The 22,843-nt window shown below is 62.9% G+C and carries 18 protein-coding genes; 11 read left to right on the top strand and 7 right to left on the bottom strand.

What is annotated here, in order from left to right; genetic code table 11:
* The first annotated feature begins 73 nt into the window (after positions 1-73).
* The 7 genes from V8Z78_RS11150 to V8Z78_RS11180 all read left to right on the top strand — a co-directional run bounded on the left by V8Z78_RS11150 (position 74) and on the right by V8Z78_RS11180 (position 8,437).
* Positions 74-1,636, top strand: a complete 1,563-nt coding sequence (locus V8Z78_RS11150) for a 3,4-dehydroadipyl-CoA semialdehyde dehydrogenase (protein ID WP_046461775.1) — start codon at positions 74-76, stop codon at positions 1,634-1,636.
* Between the two features lie 3 nt (positions 1,637-1,639).
* Complete coding sequence (locus tag V8Z78_RS11155; protein WP_046461728.1) at positions 1,640-3,202, top strand: benzoate-CoA ligase family protein; 1,563 nt, start codon at positions 1,640-1,642, stop codon at positions 3,200-3,202.
* A gap of 190 nt (positions 3,203-3,392) precedes the next feature.
* Positions 3,393-4,556, top strand: a complete 1,164-nt coding sequence (locus V8Z78_RS11160; RefSeq protein WP_003069648.1) for an ABC transporter substrate-binding protein — start codon at positions 3,393-3,395, stop codon at positions 4,554-4,556.
* A gap of 154 nt (positions 4,557-4,710) precedes the next feature.
* Positions 4,711-5,580, top strand: a complete 870-nt coding sequence (locus V8Z78_RS11165) for a branched-chain amino acid ABC transporter permease (RefSeq protein ID WP_349731368.1) — start codon at positions 4,711-4,713, stop codon at positions 5,578-5,580.
* Between the two features lie 160 nt (positions 5,581-5,740).
* Positions 5,741-6,835, top strand: coding sequence for a branched-chain amino acid ABC transporter permease (locus V8Z78_RS11170; protein WP_349731369.1), 1,095 nt, complete (start codon positions 5,741-5,743; stop codon positions 6,833-6,835).
* A complete protein-coding gene (locus V8Z78_RS11175; protein WP_046461731.1) occupies positions 6,828-7,598 on the top strand; it encodes an ABC transporter ATP-binding protein in 771 nt (256 codons plus the stop codon). Before V8Z78_RS11170 ends, V8Z78_RS11175 begins: the two co-directional genes overlap by 8 nt.
* A 137-nt stretch (positions 7,599-7,735) precedes the next feature.
* Positions 7,736-8,437, top strand: coding sequence for an ABC transporter ATP-binding protein (locus V8Z78_RS11180; RefSeq protein WP_349731370.1), 702 nt, complete (start codon positions 7,736-7,738; stop codon positions 8,435-8,437).
* A 769-nt stretch (positions 8,438-9,206) separates the two neighbouring features.
* Here the strand turns inward: V8Z78_RS11180 and V8Z78_RS11185 are convergent.
* From V8Z78_RS11185 to V8Z78_RS11200, 4 genes are all read right to left on the bottom strand, one after another.
* Positions 9,207-9,680, bottom strand: coding sequence for a PaaI family thioesterase (locus V8Z78_RS11185; RefSeq protein ID WP_003069658.1), 474 nt, complete (start codon positions 9,678-9,680; stop codon positions 9,207-9,209).
* Between the two features lie 223 nt (positions 9,681-9,903).
* Complete coding sequence (gene scpC / locus V8Z78_RS11190) at positions 9,904-11,418, bottom strand: succinyl-CoA:acetate CoA-transferase ScpC (RefSeq protein WP_349731371.1); 1,515 nt, start codon at positions 11,416-11,418, stop codon at positions 9,904-9,906.
* 238 nt (positions 11,419-11,656) lie between these two features.
* A complete protein-coding gene (locus tag V8Z78_RS11195; RefSeq protein WP_003069662.1) occupies positions 11,657-12,979 on the bottom strand; it encodes a solute carrier family 23 protein in 1,323 nt (440 codons plus the stop codon).
* Between the two features lie 232 nt (positions 12,980-13,211).
* Positions 13,212-15,131: a B12-binding domain-containing radical SAM protein gene (locus V8Z78_RS11200; protein WP_349731372.1), complete on the bottom strand. Its 1,920-nt coding sequence runs from the start codon at positions 15,129-15,131 to the stop codon at positions 13,212-13,214.
* A gap of 173 nt (positions 15,132-15,304) precedes the next feature.
* Between V8Z78_RS11200 and V8Z78_RS11205 the strand changes: the two genes are divergently transcribed.
* Positions 15,305-17,392 carry an acetoacetate--CoA ligase gene (locus V8Z78_RS11205; protein WP_349731373.1) on the top strand — a complete coding sequence of 696 codons (2,088 nt, stop codon included), beginning with the start codon at positions 15,305-15,307 and terminating at the stop codon, positions 17,390-17,392.
* Between the two features lie 72 nt (positions 17,393-17,464).
* Here the strand turns inward: V8Z78_RS11205 and V8Z78_RS11210 are convergent, their stop codons facing one another.
* Entirely contained in the window at positions 17,465-18,214 is a 750-nt protein-coding gene (locus V8Z78_RS11210; RefSeq protein ID WP_003069668.1) for an enoyl-CoA hydratase/isomerase family protein, read from the bottom strand.
* A 149-nt stretch (positions 18,215-18,363) separates the two neighbouring features.
* On the opposite strand from V8Z78_RS11210, the gene minC reads away from it, so the two are divergent.
* The 3 genes from minC to minE are packed head-to-tail and all read left to right on the top strand — an operon-like array spanning position 18,364 to position 20,274.
* A complete protein-coding gene (gene minC, locus V8Z78_RS11215) occupies positions 18,364-19,098 on the top strand; it encodes a septum site-determining protein MinC (protein ID WP_003069670.1) in 735 nt (244 codons plus the stop codon).
* Positions 19,099-19,156: 58 nt separating this feature from the next.
* Positions 19,157-19,969: a septum site-determining protein MinD gene (gene minD, locus V8Z78_RS11220; protein WP_003069672.1), complete on the top strand. Its 813-nt coding sequence runs from the start codon at positions 19,157-19,159 to the stop codon at positions 19,967-19,969.
* A 5-nt stretch (positions 19,970-19,974) separates the two neighbouring features.
* The gene (gene minE / locus V8Z78_RS11225) at positions 19,975-20,274 is read left to right on the top strand and encodes a cell division topological specificity factor MinE (RefSeq protein ID WP_349731374.1); all 300 of its coding nucleotides are present in this window, start codon (positions 19,975-19,977) and stop codon (positions 20,272-20,274) included.
* Positions 20,275-20,364: 90 nt separating this feature from the next.
* On the opposite strand, the gene gorA is transcribed toward minE, so the two are convergent.
* On the bottom strand, positions 20,365-21,729 hold the full coding sequence (gene gorA / locus V8Z78_RS11230; RefSeq protein ID WP_349731375.1) for a glutathione-disulfide reductase: 1,365 nt from the start codon (positions 21,727-21,729) through the stop codon (positions 20,365-20,367).
* 129 nt (positions 21,730-21,858) lie between these two features.
* Complete coding sequence (locus V8Z78_RS11235; RefSeq protein WP_349731376.1) at positions 21,859-22,770, bottom strand: TauD/TfdA dioxygenase family protein; 912 nt, start codon at positions 22,768-22,770, stop codon at positions 21,859-21,861.
* Between the last annotated feature and the right edge of the window lie 73 nt (positions 22,771-22,843).

Below are 22,843 nucleotides of genomic sequence, written 5' to 3' on the forward strand. Positions count from 1 at the left end.
TGAATGTACGCACAATATTGCATGTTTCATCAAAGATTTGATGCTGATCAGAACAGCACTTCAGGAGACCCCCATGACCGAGTTACTGGCCAACCATGTGGCTGGCCGCTGGCAAACCGGCAGCGGCCCGGGCAGTTTGTTACGCGACCCGGTACTGGGAGCAGAGCTGGTGCGTGTCGATGCCACAGGGCTTGATCTGGGCGCCGCCTTTGCCTTCGCACGCGACACAGGAGGCAAGGCCTTGCGAGCCCTCAGCTACGCCCGGCGCGTCAGCCTGCTGGCCGATATTGCCGCCGTGCTGCAAAGCCGCCGCGACGTGTATTACGAGATATCCACCGCCAACAGCGGCACCGTCAGAAACGACACCGCCGTCGATGTGGATGGTGGCATCTACACCCTGAACCAATACGCCAGATGGGGCGCGGCGCTCGGCGATGCGAGGCATCTGAGCGACGGCGAAGCCGTGGCGCTGGCCAAAGACGGTGCCTTTCTGTCCCGGCATATCCAGGTCCCGACACGCGGCGTGGCGCTGTTCATCAACGCCTTCAACTTCCCTGCCTGGGGGCTGTGGGAGAAGGCGGCACCGGCCCTGCTCTCGGGCGTGCCCGTCATCGTCAAGCCGGCCACGGCCACCGCCTGGCTGACCCAGCGCATGGTCAAGGATGTGATCGATGCCGGCATATTGCCGCCGGGCGCTTTGTCCATCGTCTGCGGCAGCGCTGCCGGATTGCTGGATCAGCTGCACCCCATGGATGTGGTCTCGTTCACGGGGTCTGCGGAGACGGCTTCGACCATACGTTCTCACGCGGCCATAGCCCGCCACTCGGTGCGCAGCAATATCGAGGCCGACAGCGTGAACTGCGCGCTGCTGCTGCCCGGCCATGGCCCGGACAGCGAAGCTGCCGCCTTGCTGGCGCGTGAGGTGGTGCGCGAAATGACGGTCAAATCCGGCCAGAAATGCACGGCCATACGCCGCGTGCTGGTACCACAAGCTCTGTACGACGATGTGGCCCAGGCCCTCGGTGCACAACTGGCAAAGATCGCCGTGGGCAACCCGCGCAACGACGCCGTACGCATGGGATCTCTGGTCAGCCGCGAGCAGTACGACAGCGTGCAGCAGGGCCTGGGCCGGTTGCTGGAGCACACCACGGCCCTGTATGACGGCCGGCGTAATGCGCTGATCGATGCCGACCCGGCGATTGCCGCCTGCGCCCAGCCCGTGCTGCTGGGAACACAGGACCCCGATGGCAGTGCACTCGTGCATGACATGGAAGTCTTTGGCCCGGTGGCCACGCTCATGCCCTACCGTGACCTGGCACATGGCCTGGCACTGGCGCATCGCGGCCAGGGCTCGCTGGTCTGCTCGATCTACGGCGATGACGACCAGGCCCTGGCCGCAGCCGCCACCGATCTCGCAGCCAGCCACGGCCGCGTGCACGTGGTCACGCCCGCTGTCGCCAGGCTGCATACGGGCCACGGCAATGTCATGCCCCAGTCCCTGCATGGCGGTCCGGGCCGCGCCGGCGGCGGCTCCGAACTCGGCGGCCTGCGGGCACTGGATTTCTATCATCGCAAAAGCGCCATACAAGCCGCACCACAGCTTCTGCAGGCACTGGCCGAAACGACGGGAGCATGAGCCATGACCGACTTCAGCCAAGCCTTCAACTTTGCCCAGCATCTGTTCGATCTCAACCAGGGGCGCGGTGACAAGAACGCCTACACCGATGACCAGGGCACGCTCAGCTATGCTCAGTTGCAGGAGCAGGCGCGCCGCCTGGCCCATGGCCTGCTCGCTGCCGGCATCCATCGCGAGGAGCGCGTGCTGCTGGTCATGCACGATATGCGCGAGTGGGTGATCTCATTTCTGGGAGCCATGTACGCAGGCGTGGTGCCGGTGGCGGTGAATACCTTGCTCACTGCTGCCGACTACGCCTATATGCTCGAGCATTGCCGTGCTCAGGCGATCGTGACCAATGGCGCGCTGGTTGCCGTGGTGCAGCAGGCCCTGGAGCAGGCGCAGCATGAGGTCAACCATATCTGGGTCGCCAGGCCCGATGAAGCACCGCAAGGCCTGCCGCCGGCCTTCGAGCCGCTGCAGCCCTGGCTGCAGCAGCAAATGCCGCTCGCTCATGCCGCCAGAACCATGGGCGACGACCCCGGCTTCTGGCTGTATTCCTCGGGCTCCACCGGCAAACCCAAGGGGGCGGTGCATACCCACGCCAACCCCTACTGGACGGCCGAGCTGTATGGCAAACCGGTGCTGGGCCTGAACGAAAACGATGTCTGCTTTTCCGCCGCCAAGCTCTACTTCGCCTACGGCCTTGGCAATGCCCTGACCTTCCCCCTGAGCGTGGGAGCCAGCGTGGTGCTGATGGCCGAGCGACCCACGCCGGAAGCCACTTTCAGGCGCTGGACCGAGCACCAGCCCACAGTGTTTTTCGGAGCGCCTACGGGCTTTGCGGGCATGCTGGCTCACCCCACCCTGCCGGCACGCGAACAGGTCAGCCTACGCATGTGCTCGTCGGCAGGCGAAGCCCTGCCGGCCGAGATTGCCCAGCGCTTCAAGACCCACTTCGGCGCCGATATCGTGGACGGCATCGGCTCCACCGAAATGCTGCATATCTTCCTCTCCAACCGCCCGGACGATATACGCTACGGCAGCACCGGCAAACCTGTGCCCGGCTATGCGGTGGAGCTGCGCGGCGAGGACGGACAGCCCGTGGCCGATGGCGAGATCGGCGACCTCTACATCAAGGGCCCGAGCGCGGCCCTGATGTACTGGGCCAACCGCGACAAGACGCGCGACACCTTCCAGGGTGCCTGGCTCAAGAGCGGCGACAAATATGTGCGCGATGCCGACGGCTACTACACCTATGCAGGCCGCAGCGACGACATGCTCAAGGTCAGCGGCATCTATGTCTCGCCCTTCGAGGTCGAATCCACGCTGCAGCAGCACCCTGCCGTACTTGAGGCGGCCGTGATCGGCGTGACCGACGAACAGGGCCTGACCAAGACCAAATCCTATGTGGTGTGCAAGCCCGGACAGAGCGCCAGCGAGGCTGAACTCAAGGCCTTTGTGAAGAATCGGCTGGCCGCCTACAAATACCCGCGCTTCATTGAATTTGTCGATGAGCTGCCAAAGACCGCGACAGGAAAGATCCAGCGCTTTCGTTTGCGTGAGCTGGAATCCAAGCCGCGCTAATTGCTTATCGCAAGGTTGCAAGAAGCTATCAAAACAGTAGTCACAAACTAGGGCAATCGCTGGTATTGCTTTAAACCTAAAGTTGTTAGAGTGCGCTCGTGCATCAGTGCCAACCCCAGCACCACAGCCAGTCATAACCGTTGATCTGAGAGTAAGCCGGCATTCGTCCATCAACCAGCAGGAGACAAGCATGAGCAAGCAATGGGCAATATGGAGCGCAATCGCACTGGCTGCCGCCGCAAGCGGCAGCAGCGCCATCGCGCAGGAGAAGATCAAGGTCGGCTTCATGCTGCCTTTCAGCGGCACTTATGCAGCCCTGGGCGTGGCGATCGAGAACGGCTTTCGCATGCAGGTAGCCGAGCAAGGCGGCAAGCTGGGCGGGCGCGAGATCGAATACTTCAAGGTCGACGATGAGTCAGATCCCGCCAAGGCAACGGACAACGTCAACCGCCTCATCAAGCGCGACAAGGTCGATGTGATCATCGGCACCGTGCACTCCGGCGTGGCCATGGCCATGGCCAAGGCCGCCAAGGAAAGCGGCACCGTGCTCATCGTGCCCAATGCGGGAGCCGATGCAGTCACCGGCCCCATGTGCGCTCCCAATATCTTCCGAAGCTCCTTCTCCAACTGGCAGACGGCCTACCCCATGGGCGTGGTCGCAGCCAAGGAAGGCAAGAAAAATGCCATGACCCTGACCTGGAAGTACGCTGCCGGTGAAGAGGCCGTCAACGGCTTCAAGGAAGGCTTCGAGAAAAGCGGCGGCAAGGTCAGCAAGCAGCTGACGCTGCCGTTTCCCAACGTTGAATTCCAGGCTCTGCTGACCGAGATCGCAGCGGCCAAGCCCGATGCCGTGTTCTCCTTCTTCGCGGGCGCAGGTGCCGTGAAATTCGTCAAGGACTATCACGCCTCGGGCCTGTCCAAAACCATTCCGCTCTACGGACCGGGCTTTCTGACCGACGGCACGCTGGACGCTCAGGGCGAGGCCGCCCAGGGCATGCTGACCACGCTGCACTATGCCGACGAACTGGGTACGGCGCGCGATCAGGCCTTCCGCACCAATTACGCCAAGAACTACAAGCTGCAGCCCGATGTCTATGCCGTGCAAGGCTATGACGCCGCACAGATGCTGGCCGTGGGCCTGAAGGCCGCCGGCGGCGACATCGGCAAGAAGGATGTCTTCCGTACAGCCATCGAGAAAGCCACGATTGCCAGCCCGCGCGGCGACTTCACCTTGAGCAAGGCCCACAATCCCGTGCAGGACATCTATCTGCGCAAGGTTGACGGCAAGGAGAACAAGAAGATCAGCGTGGCAGTGAAGGCGCTGGCGGACCCGGCCCGCGGCTGCCGCATGTAATAGACGCGAGCCATACCGCCCTCGATACCTGCTTGCTCTGTCCTGCCGCACCTTCGGTGCCGCCTGCGACAGAGCACCTCGTCTCCAGCGCGAATCGACGATTCGCCGGGCTGTATGCCCCGCTTTGCAGCCTCCTGCTTCAACAAGGATTGCCGTGGATCTCGCCACTTTTCTGGTGCAGTGTCTGAACTCTGTTCAGTACGGACTGCTTCTGTTTCTGCTGGCCTCCGGCCTGACGCTGATCTTCGGCATCATGGGGGTGATCAACCTCGCCCATGGCAGCTTCTACATGATCGGTGCCTACGTGGCGTTCTCGCTCGCACCGTACCTGGGCCAGCATTTCATCATCATGCTGCTGGTCGGCATGGTGCTGGCCGTGGTGCTGGGCTATTTTCTCGAATGGGCATTCTTCAGCTTTCTCTACGAACGCGATCACCTGCAGCAGGTGCTGATGACCTATGGCCTGATTCTGGTGTTTGAAGGCCTGCGCGCCATCCTCGTGGGCAACGATGTGCATGGCGTGGAAAAGCCTGCCTGGCTGGCCGGCAGCTTCCCTTTGATGGGCATGATGCAGTACCCCTGGTACAACGTGTTTGCAGCCGCTGCCTGCCTGCTGGTGGCGCTGCTGATGTACTACACCGTCAACCGCACGCGTCTGGGCATGATGATTCGTGCCGGTGCCAGCAACCGCGACATGGTGCGCGGCCTGGGCATCAACATCAAGCGCCTCTACCGCATCGTCTTTGCCGTGGGCGTGGCCCTGGCGGCCCTGGCCGGAATGATCGCGGCGCCCATGAGTTCGGTCTATCCGAACATGGGCTCCAGCGTGCTCATCATCTGCTTTGTGGTGGTGGTCATCGGCGGCATAGGCTCTATCACCGGCGCGCTGATTGCCTCGCTGCTGGTGGGCTTTGTGGATACCTTCGGCAAGGTGTTCTTCCAGGAACTCAGCGGCATGAGCATCTATCTGCTGATGGCCGTGATCCTTGTATGGCGCCCGGAAGGCCTGATGGGCAAGAGATGATGAAGCTCCTCCTGAGTCGCTTCGCGCCTTCCCCCCCTTGCTCGCCACGCGAGACGGGGACAACACCTTCGCTGCTGGGCAGCGCGGCCGGTCAGGCCCTTGCCCCATGTCCCCTGCTTGGTTCACGCCAATTCTGCAAGCAGTGTCAAGGATCACTGATATGAGCGACACCTCCTATACGCCGCTGCCGCAATCCAATCAGGCCTATGCAGAAGCACCGGCCGTCACCAACCAGAGCCGCCCCATTCGCGCCAAAAGCGTGTGGGTAGCTGTGGTGCTGCCGCTGGCTGTTGCAGCGCTGCTGGCTGCCGCACAGCCCTTCTGGTCGGCCTATCTCTCCGATCTGGTCGTCAAGATCATGATCCTGTCCATCTTTGCTCTGAGCCTGCATATTCTGGTGGGCGGCGCAGGGCTGGTCAGTCTGGGCCACGCCGCCTACTTCGGCCTGGGTGCCTATGCGGCGGTGAAGGCTGCCGGCCAGGACGGCAGCAACTTTCTCGTCATGCTGGGCGCCGCCGTCGGCGTCTCGGGTCTGTATGCGCTGGTGGTGGGGGCCCTGAGTCTGCGCACCAAGGGCGTGTACTTCATCATGGTCACGCTGGCATTCGCGCAACTGGCTTTCTTTGTCGTGCACGACGTGGGCTACTTTGGCGGCAGCGACGGCATCTACCTGATGCAGCGCCCGGCCATCGGAGCACTGGACATGGAAAGCAGCAGCACGCAGTACTTCGTGGTACTGGCCGCGCTGGTGCTGGCCTATGCCTTCATCGCCATGCTGCGCCACTCTCGCTTCGGCCATGCGCTGGCCGGCATTCGCGTCAACGAGCAGCGCATGCGCGCTGCCGGCTTTGCCACCTACGGCTACAAGCTCGCCGGCTTTGTGATTGCCGGTGCGCTGGCGGGTCTGGCGGGCTTTCTGCTGGCCGCACGCGATGCCGTGGTCAACCCCGAGCTGCTGGCCTGGCACCACTCCGGCGAGGTATTGCTGATGCTGATTCTGGGTGGCGTGGGCTCGCTGCGCGGTGCCGTACTGGGCACCATCACCTTTGTGCTGCTCAAGGAGCTGCTGAGCACCCATGCCATCGTTGGCAATGCCGCAGATCACTGGCAGCTGACGCTGGGCATCTCCATCATCGCGCTGGTCGCGCTGCTGCCCAAGGGGCTGGTAGGCATCAACGACAAATGGCAGAAGAAGGCAGCAGCGCAGAAGTCTCAGTCGGCAAGCGCCGGCCAGCAAGGAGCAGATCATGGCTAATGCGGACAATGCTCCCCAGATGTCGGTGCGCGGCCTGACGCGGCGCTTTGGCGGGCTGGTGGCCGTGAACAATGTGGACCTGGATCTGCACCAGGGCGAGGTCCATGCCGTCATCGGCACCAACGGCGCAGGCAAGTCCACGCTGATCAACATGCTCTCGGGCGAGATAGCGGCCAGCAGCGGCAGCATTGCGCTTGAAGGCCGGGACGTCACGCAGATGCCGCAGCCGCAGCGCGCCAAGGCCGGCATCGGGCGCAGCTATCAGCGCACCACCATCTTTCCCGAGTTCACGGTGCTGGAGAACTGTCGCCTCACGGCCCAGGCCCAGGCGCTGCCCAGGCCCTGGCGCATCTGGGAATCGGCCCAGCATTGCGCAACGAGCATGCAGCGGGCGCAATCTGCACTGCAGCGCGCAGGTCTTGACCAGCATGCCGGGCGCATCGCCGGCAGCCTGAGCCATGGTGCCAAGCGCCAGCTGGAGGTCGCCATGTGTCTGGCCACGGCGCCGCGCGTGCTGCTGCTGGACGAACCTCTGGCAGGCATGGGCGCCGAAGAGACAGAACGCATGCTGGAGCTGCTGCAGGAGCTCAAATCCGCGCATGCCGTGCTGCTGGTGGAGCACGATATGGATGCCGTTTTCCGCATCGCCGATCGCATCACCGTCATGGTCAACGGCAGCGTGGTCGCCACGGGCACGCCCGATCAGATTCGCAACGACCCGGTCGTGCGCACCGCCTATCTGGGAGAAGAAGAGCATGCTTGAAACAAGGCACCCCCTGAGCGGCTCTGCCGCTTCCCCCCTCTCTCGCTGCGCGGGAGCGGGACGGCACCATCGCTGCGGGGCAGCCCTTGCTTGCTGCCTCTGGCACGCGCCCACTTTCCGGGGCTTCGAACCATGCCATGTTCAGCCTGCAAGAGGTGCACAGCTTTTACGGCGACAGCCATATCCTGCACGGCATCTCGCTGGACCTTCCTCAGGGCCAGGCCGTGGGCCTGCTGGGCCGCAACGGCATGGGCAAGACCACGCTGATCCGCACGCTGATGGGCTATGTGGCGGCACGTTCGGGCCGGGTGTTTGCCGACGGCAAGGAGGTAACGAATTCCGCCCCCGAACGAATGGCACGTCTCGGCATTGGCTACGTCCCCGAAGGGCGCGGCGTTTTCCCCAATCTCTCCGTCAAGGAAAACCTCTTGATGAGCGCCAGAGCCGGCCTGGACGGCAGCCGGGGCTGGACCTACGAGCGTGTGCTGGAAACCTTTCCACGCCTCAAGGAGCGACTGTCCAACGGCGGCGATCAACTCTCGGGCGGCGAGCAGCAGATGGTCTCCATCGGCCGCGCACTGATGACCAATCCTCGCCTCATGATTCTGGATGAAGCCACCGAGGGCCTGGCTCCGCTGGTGGTGGCCGAAATCTGGCGCGTGATTGCCCAGATTCGTGAAACCGGCATCTCCACGTTGATCGTGGACCGCGATTACAAAAAGGTGCTGGCACATACCGACTATGCGGCGGTGATGGAGAAGGGCCGGCTTGCGCTGCAGGCTGAGTCCGCGGATCTGCTGCAGCAGCCGGAGAAGTTGTCGGTGTTGTTGGGAGTTTGACTGTCGTCTTGTTTTGATAGCTGTTCACGCCTGATAGATAAGCTTTTGAGACTTCCTCTGTTTGATGTTTGGAGTGAAACTGGGTACCTGATTTATGGACAGAGGCCGGGACTCGCCCCGGCTGGCGACCTACTTTCTAGCGCGCTAGAAAGTAGGCAAAGAGCGCTATCCGATTGCCTGTGTCCCTGCGCTTCGCTCCGGGTAAACCTGCGTCACACAATTCAGCCTACGGTGCCGCCCAACTCGCTGCGCGGCATGCCGCTGCGCTCAGACAAACGGCGGCAAGCCAGTTCACAAAGCAATGCTGTCCTGCGGCAGCATTGCCCGCAGCCTGAACCGCGTGCCGCAGGCACAGCCAGACGGGTGGGAGCGGACAGCCTGCAAGACTTGTGGCGAAATCAGGCTCAATCGCTTATATGAATTGTGGTGGCAGCTATCAAATTTATCTCGGAGCTATCCTGTCTCCGGTATTGCCCCTTGTGCCCACGCCTGCGACGGCAGCCTCTTGTGGCGCGCGGCTGCACCGTAGAGTGCAGACGCATCGTCATCACTTTTACGGCAATGTGTTTGAACGAAGAGCGAAGCTCGAAGTGAGTTTTGCCGTACAGCAACAAGAGGTTGTCGGCGCAGGTTGCCCACAGGCGAAGCCGGAGGGACGTGGGCAGTAGGGGCCTGCTCTTTGCCTACTTTCTTGCGAAGAAAGTAGGTCGCCAGCCGGGCGAAACCCGGCCTATATCCTCAAAACAAAGCAGTTTCGCAAACAAAAAACCTACTGCACCCCGCCCAACGAAGCCGCATCCAGCCGCGCATTCTTGGCTGCCTCTGGCGGCAGGATCGCCATCGTCAGGCTGCAGTTGCAGGTCAGCTTGCCCTCTTCATCGCGCAGCTCCACCGCCCAGACATGCGTGGTGCGCCCCAGGTGCGTGGGCCGCGCCGTGGCGGTGATCCAGCTGCCCTTGCGGCCTGCTCGCACATGATTGGCAGTCACGCCCAGGCCCACGCAGCGGTAGCCTTCGGGAATGCTGCAGGCCGCAGCCATCGACCCCAACGTCTCGGCCAGCACCACGCTGACACCGCCGTGCAAAATGCCATAGGGCTGGCAGGTGCGTTCATCCACATGGATGCGGGCGCGTACATAGTCGTCGCCGTATTCGGTGAACTCAATGCCCAGGTGGGAAATTGCAGTGTTTGCGCTGCCTGCGTTCAGCGCTTTCAGATCGAGCTCTCGGGTCCAGATCGCCATACCAGTCCTTGTGGTGCATGAAAAAAGGACGCTCTTTGCAGAGCGTCCTTCGATGCTAAGGACTTGGAGCAGCAGACGCCAGCACCAAGCGGACTAGTACACGGCGACCAGTTCACCAGCTACCAGATCAGAGACACCAAGCAAGAGCCTAGGCGGCCCCGCCGCCCCGCAGCAATGGTGTCGTCCCCCTTGGGGGAAGCCGCAAAGCGGCTCAGGGGGTAACTCAGCCCCGCATATCGCCCTTGTCCATGAAGCGCTGATGCCAGGACAGCGCCTCGGTCAGGATGTGCGGCGTGTGCTGTGCACCCTGCTGGCGCGAGCGGTCGAAATAATCCTGCAGCTGGGCGCGATAGTCCGGATGGACACACTTGTCGATGATGACTTGCGCACGCTGCTTGGGCGACAGGCCGCGCAGATCGGCCAGGCCTTGCTCGGTGACGATGATCTGGGTGTCATGCTCGGTGTGGTCCACATGCGAGCACATGGGCACGATGCAGCTGATCTTGCCGTCCTTGGCCACCGAAGGCGTGACGAAGAAGGACAGATAGCCGTTGCGAGCAAAGTCGCCCGAGCCGCCGATGCCGTTCATCATGCCTGTGCCCATGACATGGGTCGAATTGATGTTGCCGTAGATGTCGGCCTCGATCATCGAGTTCATGGCGATGATGCCCAGGCGGCGCACCAGCTCGGGGTGGTTCGAGATTTCCTGCGGGCGCAGGATGATGCGCTCGCGGTAGAAGTCGATGTTGTCCTCGAAGTCCTTGTAGGCCGCAGCAGACAGAGAGATGGAAGTGGCCGAGGCCTTGCTCATCTTGCCCGCGCGCAGCAGATCCAGCATGCCGTCCTGCAGCACTTCGGTAAAGCCCAGCAGGTTCTCGAACGGGCCGGTCAGCAAGCCTGCCAGCACGGCATTGGCCACATTGCCCACACCCGACTGGATGGGCAGCATTTCCTTGGGCAGGCGGCCCATCTTCATCTCGTGGGCCAGGAAGTCGATGATGTAGCCGGCTATTTTCTGGGAGTTTTCGTCCGGTGTGGCAAACACATTGTCGCGGTCGCCCTTGTGGGTCTCGACCACGGCCACGACCTTGGCGGGGTCCACCTTCAGGTAGGCATCGCCGATGCGGTCATCGGCATGCGTCATGTTGATGGGCATGCGGCGCGGCGGGATGGCCGTGCCGTAGTAGATGTCGTGCATACCCTCCATCCGGGCGGGCGGCTTGGTGTTGACTTCCAGAATCACCTTGTCGGCGATCTCCAGCCAGGTCTTGTTGTTGCCCACGGCTGTCGACGGGATCAGCAGACCATCGGCGGTCACGCCCAGCACCTCGATCACGGCGATATTCATATGGCCCAGAAAGCCGAACCAGGCATGCTGCGCCACATGGGACAGGTGCATGTCGATGAAGTCGATCTCACCCGAGTTCACGGCCTTGCGCGCGATGGGATCGGTGTTGAAGGGCAGGCGCTGACCCAGTGCGTGGGCTTCGGCCATCACGCCGTCGCATTCGGCGGCGGTGGACGCGCCGGTCCAGACATTGATCTTGTAGGGCTTGCCCTGGGCATGCTCTGCCTTGGCACGGGCCGCTATGGCCTGTGGCAATGCCTTGGGATAACCGGCTCCGGTAAAGCCGCTCATGCCGACATTGACACCATGGGGAATCAGGGCGGCGGCCTCTTCGGCCGTCATGACGCGCGAGAGGAATTCTGGGTAACGTACGCGATCTGCGATGGACATTGCATGCTCCAAACTCAGAGGCCCCGGCCCGGCACGCGAGCCTGGCCGGCGCCAACGCGCTGGCATTCTTGCGGCTCATGCTCGGCGCTCAGACTGGCACCTCTAAAAAAAAACCGCCCGGGTAGGGCGGCATATCTCCAGAGAGAAATGTTACCAGCGCGGAACATTAACACCGGGATTCTCGGCAAAGGCCCCGCGCTGCTGTCAGGGGAATGTTCCCTCGATTACATGTTGGCACTCACTTGGCCTGTACCTTGGTTTCAGATTTGCGCTCGCCCATGGTCAGCAGCGCATACAGGATGATGGCGCCAAAGGTGGCGCAGCCGATGCCGCCCAGCGCAAATTCGCCGAACCTCAGCGTGAATTCTCCGGTGCCCAGAATCAGGGTGATGGCTGCCACAATCAGATTCTTGGTGTCGGAGAAGTCCACCTTGTTGTCCACCCAGATCTTGGCGCCGGCAATGGCGATCAGGCCGAACACCACGATGGAGACACCGCCCATCACGGGCAGGGGAATGGCCTGGATCAGCGCACCGAACTTGGGCGAGAAGCCCAGCAGCACGGCCAGCAGGGCCGCCACAAAGAACACGGCCGTGGAGTAGATGCGAGTCGCCGCCATCACGCCGATGTTTTCGGCATAGGTGGTCACGCCTGTGCCGCCGGCTGCGCCGGAGACCATGGTGGCCACGCCGTCACCGATGAAGGCACGACCCATGTACTGGTCCAGGTTCTTGCCCGTCATGGCGGTCACCGCCTTGATATGGCCCAGGTTCTCGGCCACCAGGATGATGACCACGGGCACGATCAGCAGCATGGCATTGCTGGTGAACACCGGCGCATGGAAGCTGGGAATGCCGAACCAGGCGGCATTGAGCACGCCGCTCAGATCCACGGGCTTGCCCCAGCCCAGGCCGTTGGTGAAGACGGCGTAGAGCACGCTGGCAATGATCAGGCCGATCAGAATCAGCAGGCGCTGCAGCATGCCGCGCGTGAACACGGCCACCAGTGCCACGGAGACAAAGGTCAGCGCCTGCATCCAGGATTCGAAGTTGTTGGACGCCATGTTCTTGATGGGAATCGAGGCCAGGTTCAGGCCGATGATGGCCACCACGGCGCCCGTCACCACGGGCGGCATGAAGCGTTCGATCCAGGCCGTGCCCACCATCTGCACCAGCAGGCCGACCAGCATGTAGACAAAGCCGCAGGCAATGATGCCGCCCAGCGCCACGCCGATATTGGCGTTGGCAGGTCCCTGGCTGGCCACGTAGCCGGTGGCGATGTTGACCACACCGATGAAGGCAAAGGAAGAGCCCAGATAGCTGGGCACCTTGCCGCCGGTGATGAGAAAGAAGATCAGCGTGCCGATGCCGCTCATCAACACCGCCAGATTGGGATCGAACCCCATGAGGATGGGAGCCAGCACCGTGGAGCCGAACATGGCGATCACGTGCTGGATACCCATCAAACCGGTCTGCGTCCAGGGCAGTCGCTCATCGGGGCCGATGACGCCACCGCCCTGCAAGACATCGGACGATCGCTCCGTCCATTGAAACATTCCCATCCCATCGCTCCTTGGAGATATCAAAAACGGAGCAGATTATGGCAAGCAGTGCTTGCCCGCTGGGGTCGTGCAAGCACTGGTAAACCAGGGACTGTGGTCTCTCGCACACGCGGGAAAACGGCGGCAGAACGTCAGACTATCAAATACATAGCTTCCAGCGCCAACCCATCAATGACTTCATTGATAAATAGATATGAAGTGATTGATCAGCAAGCGCAAGAAGCTATCAAATTCATTGCTTCTGCTGCAGCGCGCGCGCAATGCGATCGCGCTTGACCGTAGGCTTGGGCACCTTGAACGGGAACCACATGCGCACATCCTCCTCCAGCGCGATGCCGTGCATGAAGTTGTAGATGGCCTTCTTGAGCGCCGCGCCCAGTGCGTCGTGATCGACGCCCGTGGGGTCGATGAAGGGACGGTCGTTCTTGGCAAAGTTGCCCTCGGGCAGCGGTGGCAGCTCGATGCCGTATTCCTCGGGGTTGAGGCCCACGGGCGAGTGCACGGTGCAGCTGAAGCGGTGAAAGAAGCCGCTTTGGATACAGCCGTTGAGGAACAGCTGGCGCACATACTCGAGCGCGTCCACCGTGTCCTGCACGGTCTGCGTGGGAAAGCCGTACATCAGATAGGCGTGGACCAGGATGCCAGCCTCCGAGAACGCCTTGGTCACGCGTGCCACCTGATCCACGGTCACGCCTTTTTTCATCAGCGCCAGCAGCCGGTCGGAAGCCACTTCCAGGCCGCCCGAGATGGCGATGCAGCCGCTGTCGGCCATCAGCTCGGCCAGCTCGGGCGTGAAGGTCTTCTCGAAGCGCACATTGCCCCACCAGGAGATGCCGGCGTTGCGCGCAATCAGCTCCTGCGACAGCGCCTTGAGCGCCTTGGGCGGCGCGGCTTCATCGACAAAGTGAAAGCCGGTCTGGCCGGTCTCGGCGACGATGGCCTCGATGCGGTCGGCCAGCACGGCGGCGCTGGCGCCCTCGTAGCGGCCGATATAGTCCAGGCTGACATCGCAGAAGCTGCACTTCTTCCAGTAGCAGCCATGGGCCACGGTGAGCTTGTTCCAGCGCCCGTCGCTCCACAGACGGTGCATGGGGTTGAGCATGTCCAGCAGCGACAGGTATCGGTCCAGCGGCAGGCCGTCCCAGGTGGGCGTTCCGACCTCGGCAAACGCGATATCGGACTCCATCATGTTCACGTACTGCACCTTGCCGCCTTCGTCATCACTGCCGCGCACGAAAGTGCGCACCAGGCGCGATCTGCCGCGCTCGCCGCGCAGATGCTCGAGCAGCGCCAGCAGCGGGCGTTCGCCCGCATCCAGCGTCACGAAGTCGAAGTAGTCGAACACGCGCGGCTCGGCCAGCTCGCGCAGCTCGGTGTTGACAAAGCCGCCGCCCAGCACGGTGGCGATCTGCGGGAAGCGCCGCTTGATGGTCTGGGCAATGCGAAACGCCGCATAGGCCGAGCCCGGAAAGGGCACGGACAGCAGCACCACCGTGGGCTGGTGGCGCTCCACGGCCTCCAGCGTCAGGCGCTCCAGCACTTCGTCCACCAGATTCGGCTCTGCCGCCAGTGCGCTGGCCAGCGGATCGAAGCTGGGCTGGCTGCCGGCCAGCGATTCGGCATAGCGCACGAACTCGAAGCGCTCGTCCACGGCATCGCGCAGCACATCGGCCAGATCGTTGAGGTATAGCGTGGCCAGATGCTTGGCCTTGTCTTGCAGGCCCAGGGCGCCAAAGGCCCAGCCCAGCGGATCGCCGTCTTCCTCGTCCTCATACACATCGAGCGTGGCAAAGCGTGGGCCTTCGGGCAGAAAGTGGCGCCCCACGATGCGATGGGCCAGCGTGGAGTCTCGCCCCTGCAAAAACGCAATCGTGGGCGCGATCGTGGCCAGATAGCGCTCCTGCTGCGCGACAAAGGACTGGACGGCAGGCGTGTGCTGCCTGGCAGGCAGACTCTGGATGCGCTCGGCCACGGCGCGCAGGCCATCGGGCGAGAGCAGTTGCAGCACCAGGGCCAGTGCCAGGTCTTCCTGCATGGCGGTGATGCCGCGCGAGCGCAGAAAGCCGGTCAGATAGGCCGTGGAGGGGTAGGGAGTGTTGAGCTGCGTCATCGGCGGAATGACGGCCAGCACGCGGGTGGGCAAAGCGGACATGGGGTGCGGGTCGCCGGCATGCGCCGTTGACGGTGTAAACAGGCCCCGATTATCGGTTTGACCGCTCAGCTGTGCTCGTGTGCGCCCATACAGCCGACCGCGCTGCTGCACAGGTGACATCTGGCGGGGCCACCACCAATGACTTGCAAGGGCTGCAGCGCTAGGCTGGACCCATGTCTTCCGCACCGCAACACCCCGCTCCCTATATCCCTCAGATCCGGCTGTACCAGAACTGGCTGCATGAAACGCGCGACCTGAGCTTTGCCGACTATGACTCGCTGTGGCGCTGGTCGACCAGCGATCTCGATGCCTTCTGGCAAAGCATCTGGGACTACTTCGATCTGCAGTCGCCCACGCCGCACAGCGCGGTGCTGGCCGGGAACACCATGCCCGGTGCGCAGTGGTTCCCGGGCGCGCAAGTGAACTATGTGCAGCAGGTGCTGCGCCATGTCCAGCCGGCCCATGCCGCCGGCATGCCGGCCGTCATCAGCCGCAACGAGCAGGGTCTGCAGCGCGAGCTGAGCTGGCCCGAGCTGCAGCGCCAGGTGGCGGCCCTGGCCCTGCATCTGCGTGCCCAGGGCGTCGCCAAGGGCGACCGCGTCGCGGCCTATCTGCCCAATATTCCCGAGGCCATCGTCGCCTTTCTGGCCTGCGCCAGTCTGGGCGCCATCTGGAGCATCTGCGCGCCCGACATGGGCACCCATGCCGTGCTCGACCGTTTCAAGCAGATAGCGCCCAAGGCGCTGATCGCTGTGGACGGCGTGCATTACGCAGGCAAGGACATAGACCGCCGCGAGGTCCTGCAGGAGCTGCGCCAAGGCCTGCCCAGCGTGCAGCACGTGGTGCTGGTGCCCAATCTGGATACCTCGATAAAGATAGCCGACACCGCAGACTACACCAACGTTACCGCACGAAATGATGCGGAGACGGCAGCCTTCACGCCAGAGTGGCTGCCCTTCGACCACCCGCTGTGGATCGTCTACTCCAGCGGCACCACGGGCCTACCCAAGCCCATAGTCCACGGCCATGGCGGCATGGTGCTGGTGGCCTTGCAGCTCAAGGCCCTGCACAACGACATCGGCTGCAGCTACGAGCCCAATAGCTGGGGCGAGCGCTACCACTGGTACAGCTCCACGGGCTGGGTGATGTGGAATGCCCAGGTCTCGGGCCTGCTGGGCGGCACGAGCTGCGTGATCTTTGACGGCAGCCCCGGCGGCAGCAAGGACAAGCCCGACTGGGGCACGCTGTGGCGCTTTGCGGCCGAGACTGGCGTGACCAGCTTTGGCTCGGGCGCGGCCTTCTATGCCAACTGCATGAAGGCCGGCCTTGAGCTGTCCACCTGCGGCGACCTGTCGCGCATACGCGGGCTGGGCAGCACGGGCTCGCCGCTGTCTGCTGAAGTTCAGCAATGGGGTACAGACCAATTCGAGAAACTGGGCCGCGCCAATATTTGGTGGAATAACTTATCCGGCGGCACCGACTTCGCGGGCGCCTTTATCGGCGGCAACCGCGATCTGCCGCTGGTGCCCGGCGTCATGCAATGCCGCCAGCTGGGCGCCGCCGTCGAGGCCTGGAACGAGCAGGGCCAGCCCGTGATGGACGAGGTCGGCGAGCTGGTCTGCACCCAGCCCATTCCCTCCATGCCGCTGTTTCTCTGGGGCGATGCGGACGGCAAGCGCTATTTGTCGAGTTACTTCGATATGTACCCGGCTGGCCATGGCCGCCAACCGGGCGGCGGCGATGGTGACGCCGAAATGGGGCCTGTTTGGCGTCATGGCGACTGGATCAAGCTGCTTGGCGAGGGCGGCTGCATCATCTACGGTCGCAGCGATGCGACCATCAACCGCCATGGCCTGCGCATGGGCACCAGCGAGATCTACAGCGCCGTCGAGGCCCTGCCCGAGGTGCTGGACAGCATGGTGGTGGATCTCGAATATCTGGGCAAGGACAGCTATATGCCGCTGTTTGTGGCCCTGCGTCCGGGCGTGGAGCTCGATGCGGCGCTGCGCGAGCGCATCAACAAGGCCATCCGCTCGGCGCTGTCGCCCCGCTTTGTGCCCGACGATATCTTTGCCGTGGCCGAGATACCACGCACGCTCAGCGGCAAAAAGCAGGAGCTGCCCATCAAGAAGCTGCTGCTGGGCCAGCCGCTGGCCAAGGTGGTCAACAAGGACGCCATGGCCAACCCAGGCTGCCTGGACTGGTACGAAGGCTTTGCCAGGGAATATCTGGCCAGGACAGAAGCAGGCACAGTGTCCTGACGCGGCAGGCGCGGTGCGAGGGCCTGGGTGGCCCCCACCGCCTTGCAAAGGATTACCGTCCCTTCTTGGGGATCAGTGCCCCTGAAAGCGGGCAGCTCTCTTTTCGCGCCAGGCCGCACCGCCTTCCTTCAGATCGGCCGAGGCGATGGTGGCCTGCACGGCAGCATCGATGCCGGCCTTGTCATGCACGCCACGGGCAATGGCGTTGAGGTGTTTCTTCATTCCCAGCAAGGCCAGCGGCGCCATGCCGGCCAAGGTGGTCTGCAGCTGCATCACGCGCTCGCCGATATCGGTGCCGTCCACCAGATCGGTCAGAAAGCCGCAGTCCTTCATGGCCTGGGCCTGCAGCTTCTCGCAGCTCAGGAACAGGCGCTTGGCCGTATCCACGCCCAGGCGGGTCACATAGCGCTCCAGGCCCGAGAGGTAGAAATGCAGGCCCAGCCGCGCGGCGGGCATGAACATCTGGCTGTTGGCCCCGCCCACGCGGAAGTCGCAGGCCAGTGCCATATCGGTGGCGCCGCCGAACACGCCGCCCTGAATCGCGGCAATGGTGACGGGACGGCAGTTCTCGATGGCATCCACCATCTCGCCGAAGGAGCTGCCCTCGTTCTGGCTGTTGGCGATCTCGCCAATGTCATAACCGCTGCAGAAATGCCTGCCCACCGCCTGCAGCGTCAGCACCAGCACCGCGGGGCTGGCGTTGACCTCGTCGATCTGACGGCGCAGCACGATCAGGTCTTCGGGCAGCAGTTTGTTGGCAACTTCGGGACGGCGCAAGGTGATGCTGGCACAGGCGCCCTGGATCAAAAGCTCTGGAGACATGACTGTATTTTCATCCAGACCTGCACAGACACAGGCCTCTGAGGTGCATCAAGTGTTGCAGTGCAAACACTCGGTGACCATATCTTTTGCCGGTAGGCAGGTACACTTTGTCGTCCTCATAGAGCACCTGATGTGCGCTGATCCCATCCATGTCTGTTGAATCGACCGGCGCCGAGCGCCCCAGCTTTGACCTCAAGAGCGCACAACTGCCGGTGCTTTCCGTGGTACTTCGCAGCACCGACATGCAGGCGCTGGCCCAGGATCTGGCCCGCCGTCTTGCCGACGACCCGGACTTCTTCGACAACGACCCTGTGCTGATCGACCTCAGCCAGGTGCGCGAAGCAGAGGAAGAGATCGACTTCCCGGCCCTGATCGAGGCCCTGCGCAACCACCGCACAGTGCCCGTTGCCGTGCGCAGCGGCAGCGAGGCCCAGATGGAAGCAGCCAAGGCCCTTGGTCTGAGCGCAGCCCCCGATGCCATGCCGACGCGTCGCGCCGAGCCGGAAATCCACGAAATCATTCGCGAAGTGGAGGTCGAGGTGCCTGCTCCGCTGGCCGATGCCGTCATCGTGGACCGGCCGCTGCGCTCGGGCCAGCGCGTCTATGCCAAAGGCACCGACATTGTGGTTCTGGACATGGTCAGCTATGGTGCCGAGGTGATTGCCGACGGCAACGTCCATGTCTATGCGCCGCTGCGCGGCCGCGCCGTGGCCGGGGCCAGCGGCAACACCAGCGCAAGAATTTTTAGCACTTGCATGGAGGCGCAACTGCTTTCCATCGCAGGTATCTACCGCACAATTGAAACCGATCTCCCCAAGGACGTCGCCGGCAAAGCTGCCAAGGTGCGCCTGGAGGGAGAAAGAATCGTTATCGAACCGGTATGAGAGACACACCGGACACCCTATCAACCTGCCCCATTTGTCTTAAAGGAATCGTGCAAACATGGCCAAAATCGTCGTCGTGACCTCTGGCAAAGGCGGTGTCGGCAAGACCACCACCAGCGCCAGCTTCGCATCCGGCCTCGCACTGCGCGGCCACAAGACCGCAGTGATTGACTTCGATGTGGGTCTGCGCAATCTCGATCTGATCATGGGCTGCGAGCGCCGCGTGGTCTATGACCTCATCAATGTCATCCAGGGCGAAGCCAATCTGAACCAGGCCCTGATCAAGGACAAGCAGTGCGAAAACCTGTTCGTGCTGGCCGCTTCGCAGACCCGAGACAAGGAAGCCCTCACGCAGGAAGGCGTGAAGAAGGTGCTGGACGACCTGTCCGCCATGGACTTCGAGTTCATCATCTGCGACTCGCCCGCCGGCATTGAAAGCGGCGCACTGATGGCCATGCACTATGCCGAAGAGGCCCTGGTGGTGACCAACCCCGAAGTCTCGTCGGTGCGTGACTCGGACCGTATCTTGGGCATGCTCAGCTCCAAGACGGAGCGTGCGGTCAAGGGCGAGCGCATCAAGGAGCATCTGCTGATCACGCGCTACAACCCCAATCGCGTGGAAGACGGCCAGATGCTGTCGCTGGAGGATATCCAGGACATTCTGCGCATCGAGCTGATCGGCGTGATCCCCGAATCCGAAACCGTGCTCCAGGCCTCCAACCAGGGCATTCCCGCCGTGCACATGCAAGGCACGGATGTGGCAGAGGCCTATCAGGACGTGGTGGCCCGATTCCTGGGCGAAGAAAAACCCATGCGCTTTACCGAAGCCGTCAAACCCGGTTTCTTCAAGCGCATGTTTGGCGGGAGGTAAGCCTGATGTCCATGTTGTCGTTTCTGCTCGGAGAGAAGAAGAAGTCCGCCTCGGTCGCCAAGGAGCGACTGCAGATCATTCTCGCGCGCGAGCGCGTGGGCGGCGAAAGTGGCAAGCCCGACTATCTGCCTGCCCTGCAAAAAGAGCTGATGGCCGTGATTTCCAAGTATGTGGACATCAACCCCAATGACATCAAGGTACAGCTGGAGCGCCAGGAAAACCTTGAGGTTCTGGAAGTCAAGATCGAGCTGCCGGACGCCGCGCGCGCTGATACCAACTCATCTATCCATAGCGCTAGCGCTTGATGGACAAGGAAATGGGCCTGAAAAGGCCCATTTTTCATTGCGATGCCGCCGCGCGGCCCTGCACCCTGCGAAAGCGTGGGGTGTCATTCCTCATTCGCGCACCGGCTCCCGCATGGTCACCAGCTCCTCGGCCACGGTCGGGTGTATGCCTATGGTCGCATCGAACTGCTGCTTGGTCGCGCCGCATTGCAGCGCCACGGCAAAGCCCTGCATCAGCTCGCCCGCGCCCTCGCCCACCATATGCACGCCGCGCACGCGCTGATCGGCCTTGGAGACGATGAGCTTGAGGAAGACATTCTCGGGCTCGGCCCCCATGCGGTTGGTCAGCGGCCTGAAGCCGGACTGGAAGACCTCCACCGCGCCGAAGCGCTCTCGCGCAACCTCCTCCGACAGGCCCACGGTGCCTACCTGCGGATGGGAAAACACCGCCGTCGGCACCAGCTCATAGTCGGGAGCGCTCTTGCCGCCCTGGCCGAACAGATGATGGGCGAGCACCGTCCCCTCGGCCAGCGCCACGGGTGTCAGAGCCATGCGATCGACCACATCGCCCACGGCATGGATGGAGGGCACGTTGCTGCAGAAATGCTGATCCACCTCGATGGCACCCTTGTCGTTGACCTTGACACCCGCGGCCTCCAGCCCCAGGCCTTCGATCAGGGGCACGCGACCCGTGGCGTACATCACGCAGTCCACGACCAATTGCTCGCCGCTCTTGAGCTGCAGATGCAGGCCGTCCGCCTGCTTGCTGATGGCCTGGATTTCTTCACCCCAGCGAAAGTTCACACCCAGCTGAGCCATTTCCTGGCCCAGATGCAGACCCAGGTCTGCATCAAAGCCGCGCAGCAACTGCTGGCGGCGATGCAGCAGAGTCGTCTCGGCGCCCAGGCCGTTGAAGATGGAGGCAAACTCCACGGCGATATAGCCTCCGCCCACGACCACCACCCGCCTGGGCAGATGCGGCAGATGGAAGGCCTCGTCAGAGCTGATGGCATGCTCCACGCCAGGAATATCGGGCAGGCTGGGCGTTCCGCCCGTTGCAATCAGGATATGGCGGGCATGGATGGTCTGGCCGTTCACCAGCACGCTATGCGGCCCCGAGAGCGCCGCACGGCCATGGATAAGGCTAATGCCTGCGCCGGCCAGCATGCGGCCGTAGACACCGTTCAGGCGCTCGATTTCGCGGTCCTTGTTGGCAATCAGCGTGGGCCAGTCGAAGCGCGGCTGCTCCAGCTGCCAGCCAAAGCCTCGGGCCTCCTCGGTCAGCTGGCTGAAGTGCGCGGCATGGCTAAGCAGCTTCTTGGGGATGCAGCCCACGTTGACGCAGGTACCGCCCAACTGGGCAGCCTCCACCACAGCCACACGGGCCCCCAGGCCGGCAGCCACACGGCTGGCGCGCACGCCGCCCGAGCCACCGCCTATGACCAGAAAATCGTAATCAAAGTCTTGTTGCTGCATGTCCTGTCTCGCTGTTTGGGAGGTTCAAAGCAGATGCTTGCTGCTTTGAACTCTACAAGACAAGACTGCCGCAGGTGGTTTAACGCAGCGTTAAACCACCTGCACGACCCAGTTTGATTGGCGGGAGGCTCAGAACGGTTTGTCGCCCACGACCGTGGCGCGATGCATGCGGCGCACGGCCGGGAAATAGTCCTGAATCGCGTAATGCTGGGTAGAGCGGTTGTCCCACATGGCAATGGTATTGGGCTCCCAGTGCAAGCGCATCTGGTATTCCAGAATCGCAGGCTGGCGCAGCAGATAGTTCATCAGATCCTGTTGCTGGGCATGAATTTCGTTGGCTGAGCGGAAGCTGTCGAAGTTCGAGCTGAAGTTGGCGAAATGCGTGACGAAGGTCTCGTTGACGTAGAGAATCTTTTGGCCGCTTTCGGGGTGGGCGCGCACCACCGGGTGCACCACAGGCGGGTATTTGCCACGCGCCTGGGCCTGCTCTGCGGGCGTCATGCGCGCACCGAACGAGGGCAGGATGTCATGCACGGCATACAGGCCGGCGATCTGCTGCTTGCGCGTCTCGGGCAGCTGCTCGTAGGCCTGCTCCATATTGATCCAGACCGTGTCGCCGCCGACCTCGGGGCATTCCACGCAGCGCAGCACCGAAGCCATGGAAGGCGTCTCGCGCCAGGAGACATCGGTGTGATAGACGTTCTCGGTGCCAGGGATCTTGCTGTTGCCGCCCAGCAGCACCAGTTCGGCATGGTCGGGGTGATGGGGAAATACCGGATGCAGCTCCAGCTCGCCGAAGCGGCGCGCAAACGCCACATGCTGGGCAGGCGTGATGTTCTGCTCGCGAAACACCAGCACCTTGTGCGCCACCAGCGCCTGGCGCAGCTCGCGCGCCTGCTCCTCGCTCATGGGCTGGCGCAGGTCTATGCCCGAAACCTCCACGCCGATGGCGGGTGAGATGCGCCTGAGCTCGATACCCGTCCTGCTTGCCACGGCCACCTTGAGCTGGGTATGGGCCGGCCTGTCTTCGCAATCGATCATGATGTGTCTCCAAAGCGTTGCAACCACTGTCCTCGGGCCTGACGCGGCAGGCCTGGGGGCAATCTAGGGCGGG

Source organism: Comamonas sp. wu1-DMT (assembly GCF_040187805.1).
In the GTDB taxonomy this organism is placed as follows: domain Bacteria; phylum Pseudomonadota; class Gammaproteobacteria; order Burkholderiales; family Burkholderiaceae_C; genus Comamonas; species Comamonas thiooxydans.

Coding starts and splice junctions, on each gene's coding strand:
- V8Z78_RS11150 (WP_046461775.1), top strand. CDS start 74: ATGACCGAGTTACTGGCCAACCATGTGGCTGGCCGCTGGCAAACCGGC.
- V8Z78_RS11155 (WP_046461728.1), top strand. CDS start 1,640: ATGACCGACTTCAGCCAAGCCTTCAACTTTGCCCAGCATCTGTTCGAT.
- V8Z78_RS11160 (WP_003069648.1), top strand. CDS start 3,393: ATGAGCAAGCAATGGGCAATATGGAGCGCAATCGCACTGGCTGCCGCC.
- V8Z78_RS11170 (WP_349731369.1), top strand. CDS start 5,741: ATGAGCGACACCTCCTATACGCCGCTGCCGCAATCCAATCAGGCCTAT.
- V8Z78_RS11175 (WP_046461731.1), top strand. CDS start 6,828: ATGGCTAATGCGGACAATGCTCCCCAGATGTCGGTGCGCGGCCTGACG.
- V8Z78_RS11180 (WP_349731370.1), top strand. CDS start 7,736: ATGTTCAGCCTGCAAGAGGTGCACAGCTTTTACGGCGACAGCCATATC.
- V8Z78_RS11185 (WP_003069658.1), bottom strand. CDS start 9,680: ATGGCGATCTGGACCCGAGAGCTCGATCTGAAAGCGCTGAACGCAGGC.
- scpC (WP_349731371.1), bottom strand. CDS start 11,418: ATGTCCATCGCAGATCGCGTACGTTACCCAGAATTCCTCTCGCGCGTC.
- V8Z78_RS11195 (WP_003069662.1), bottom strand. CDS start 12,979: ATGGGAATGTTTCAATGGACGGAGCGATCGTCCGATGTCTTGCAGGGC.
- V8Z78_RS11200 (WP_349731372.1), bottom strand. CDS start 15,131: ATGTCCGCTTTGCCCACCCGCGTGCTGGCCGTCATTCCGCCGATGACG.
- V8Z78_RS11205 (WP_349731373.1), top strand. CDS start 15,305: ATGTCTTCCGCACCGCAACACCCCGCTCCCTATATCCCTCAGATCCGG.
- V8Z78_RS11210 (WP_003069668.1), bottom strand. CDS start 18,214: ATGTCTCCAGAGCTTTTGATCCAGGGCGCCTGTGCCAGCATCACCTTG.
- minC (WP_003069670.1), top strand. CDS start 18,364: ATGTCTGTTGAATCGACCGGCGCCGAGCGCCCCAGCTTTGACCTCAAG.
- minD (WP_003069672.1), top strand. CDS start 19,157: ATGGCCAAAATCGTCGTCGTGACCTCTGGCAAAGGCGGTGTCGGCAAG.
- minE (WP_349731374.1), top strand. CDS start 19,975: ATGTCCATGTTGTCGTTTCTGCTCGGAGAGAAGAAGAAGTCCGCCTCG.
- gorA (WP_349731375.1), bottom strand. CDS start 21,729: ATGCAGCAACAAGACTTTGATTACGATTTTCTGGTCATAGGCGGTGGC.
- V8Z78_RS11235 (WP_349731376.1), bottom strand. CDS start 22,770: ATGATCGATTGCGAAGACAGGCCGGCCCATACCCAGCTCAAGGTGGCC.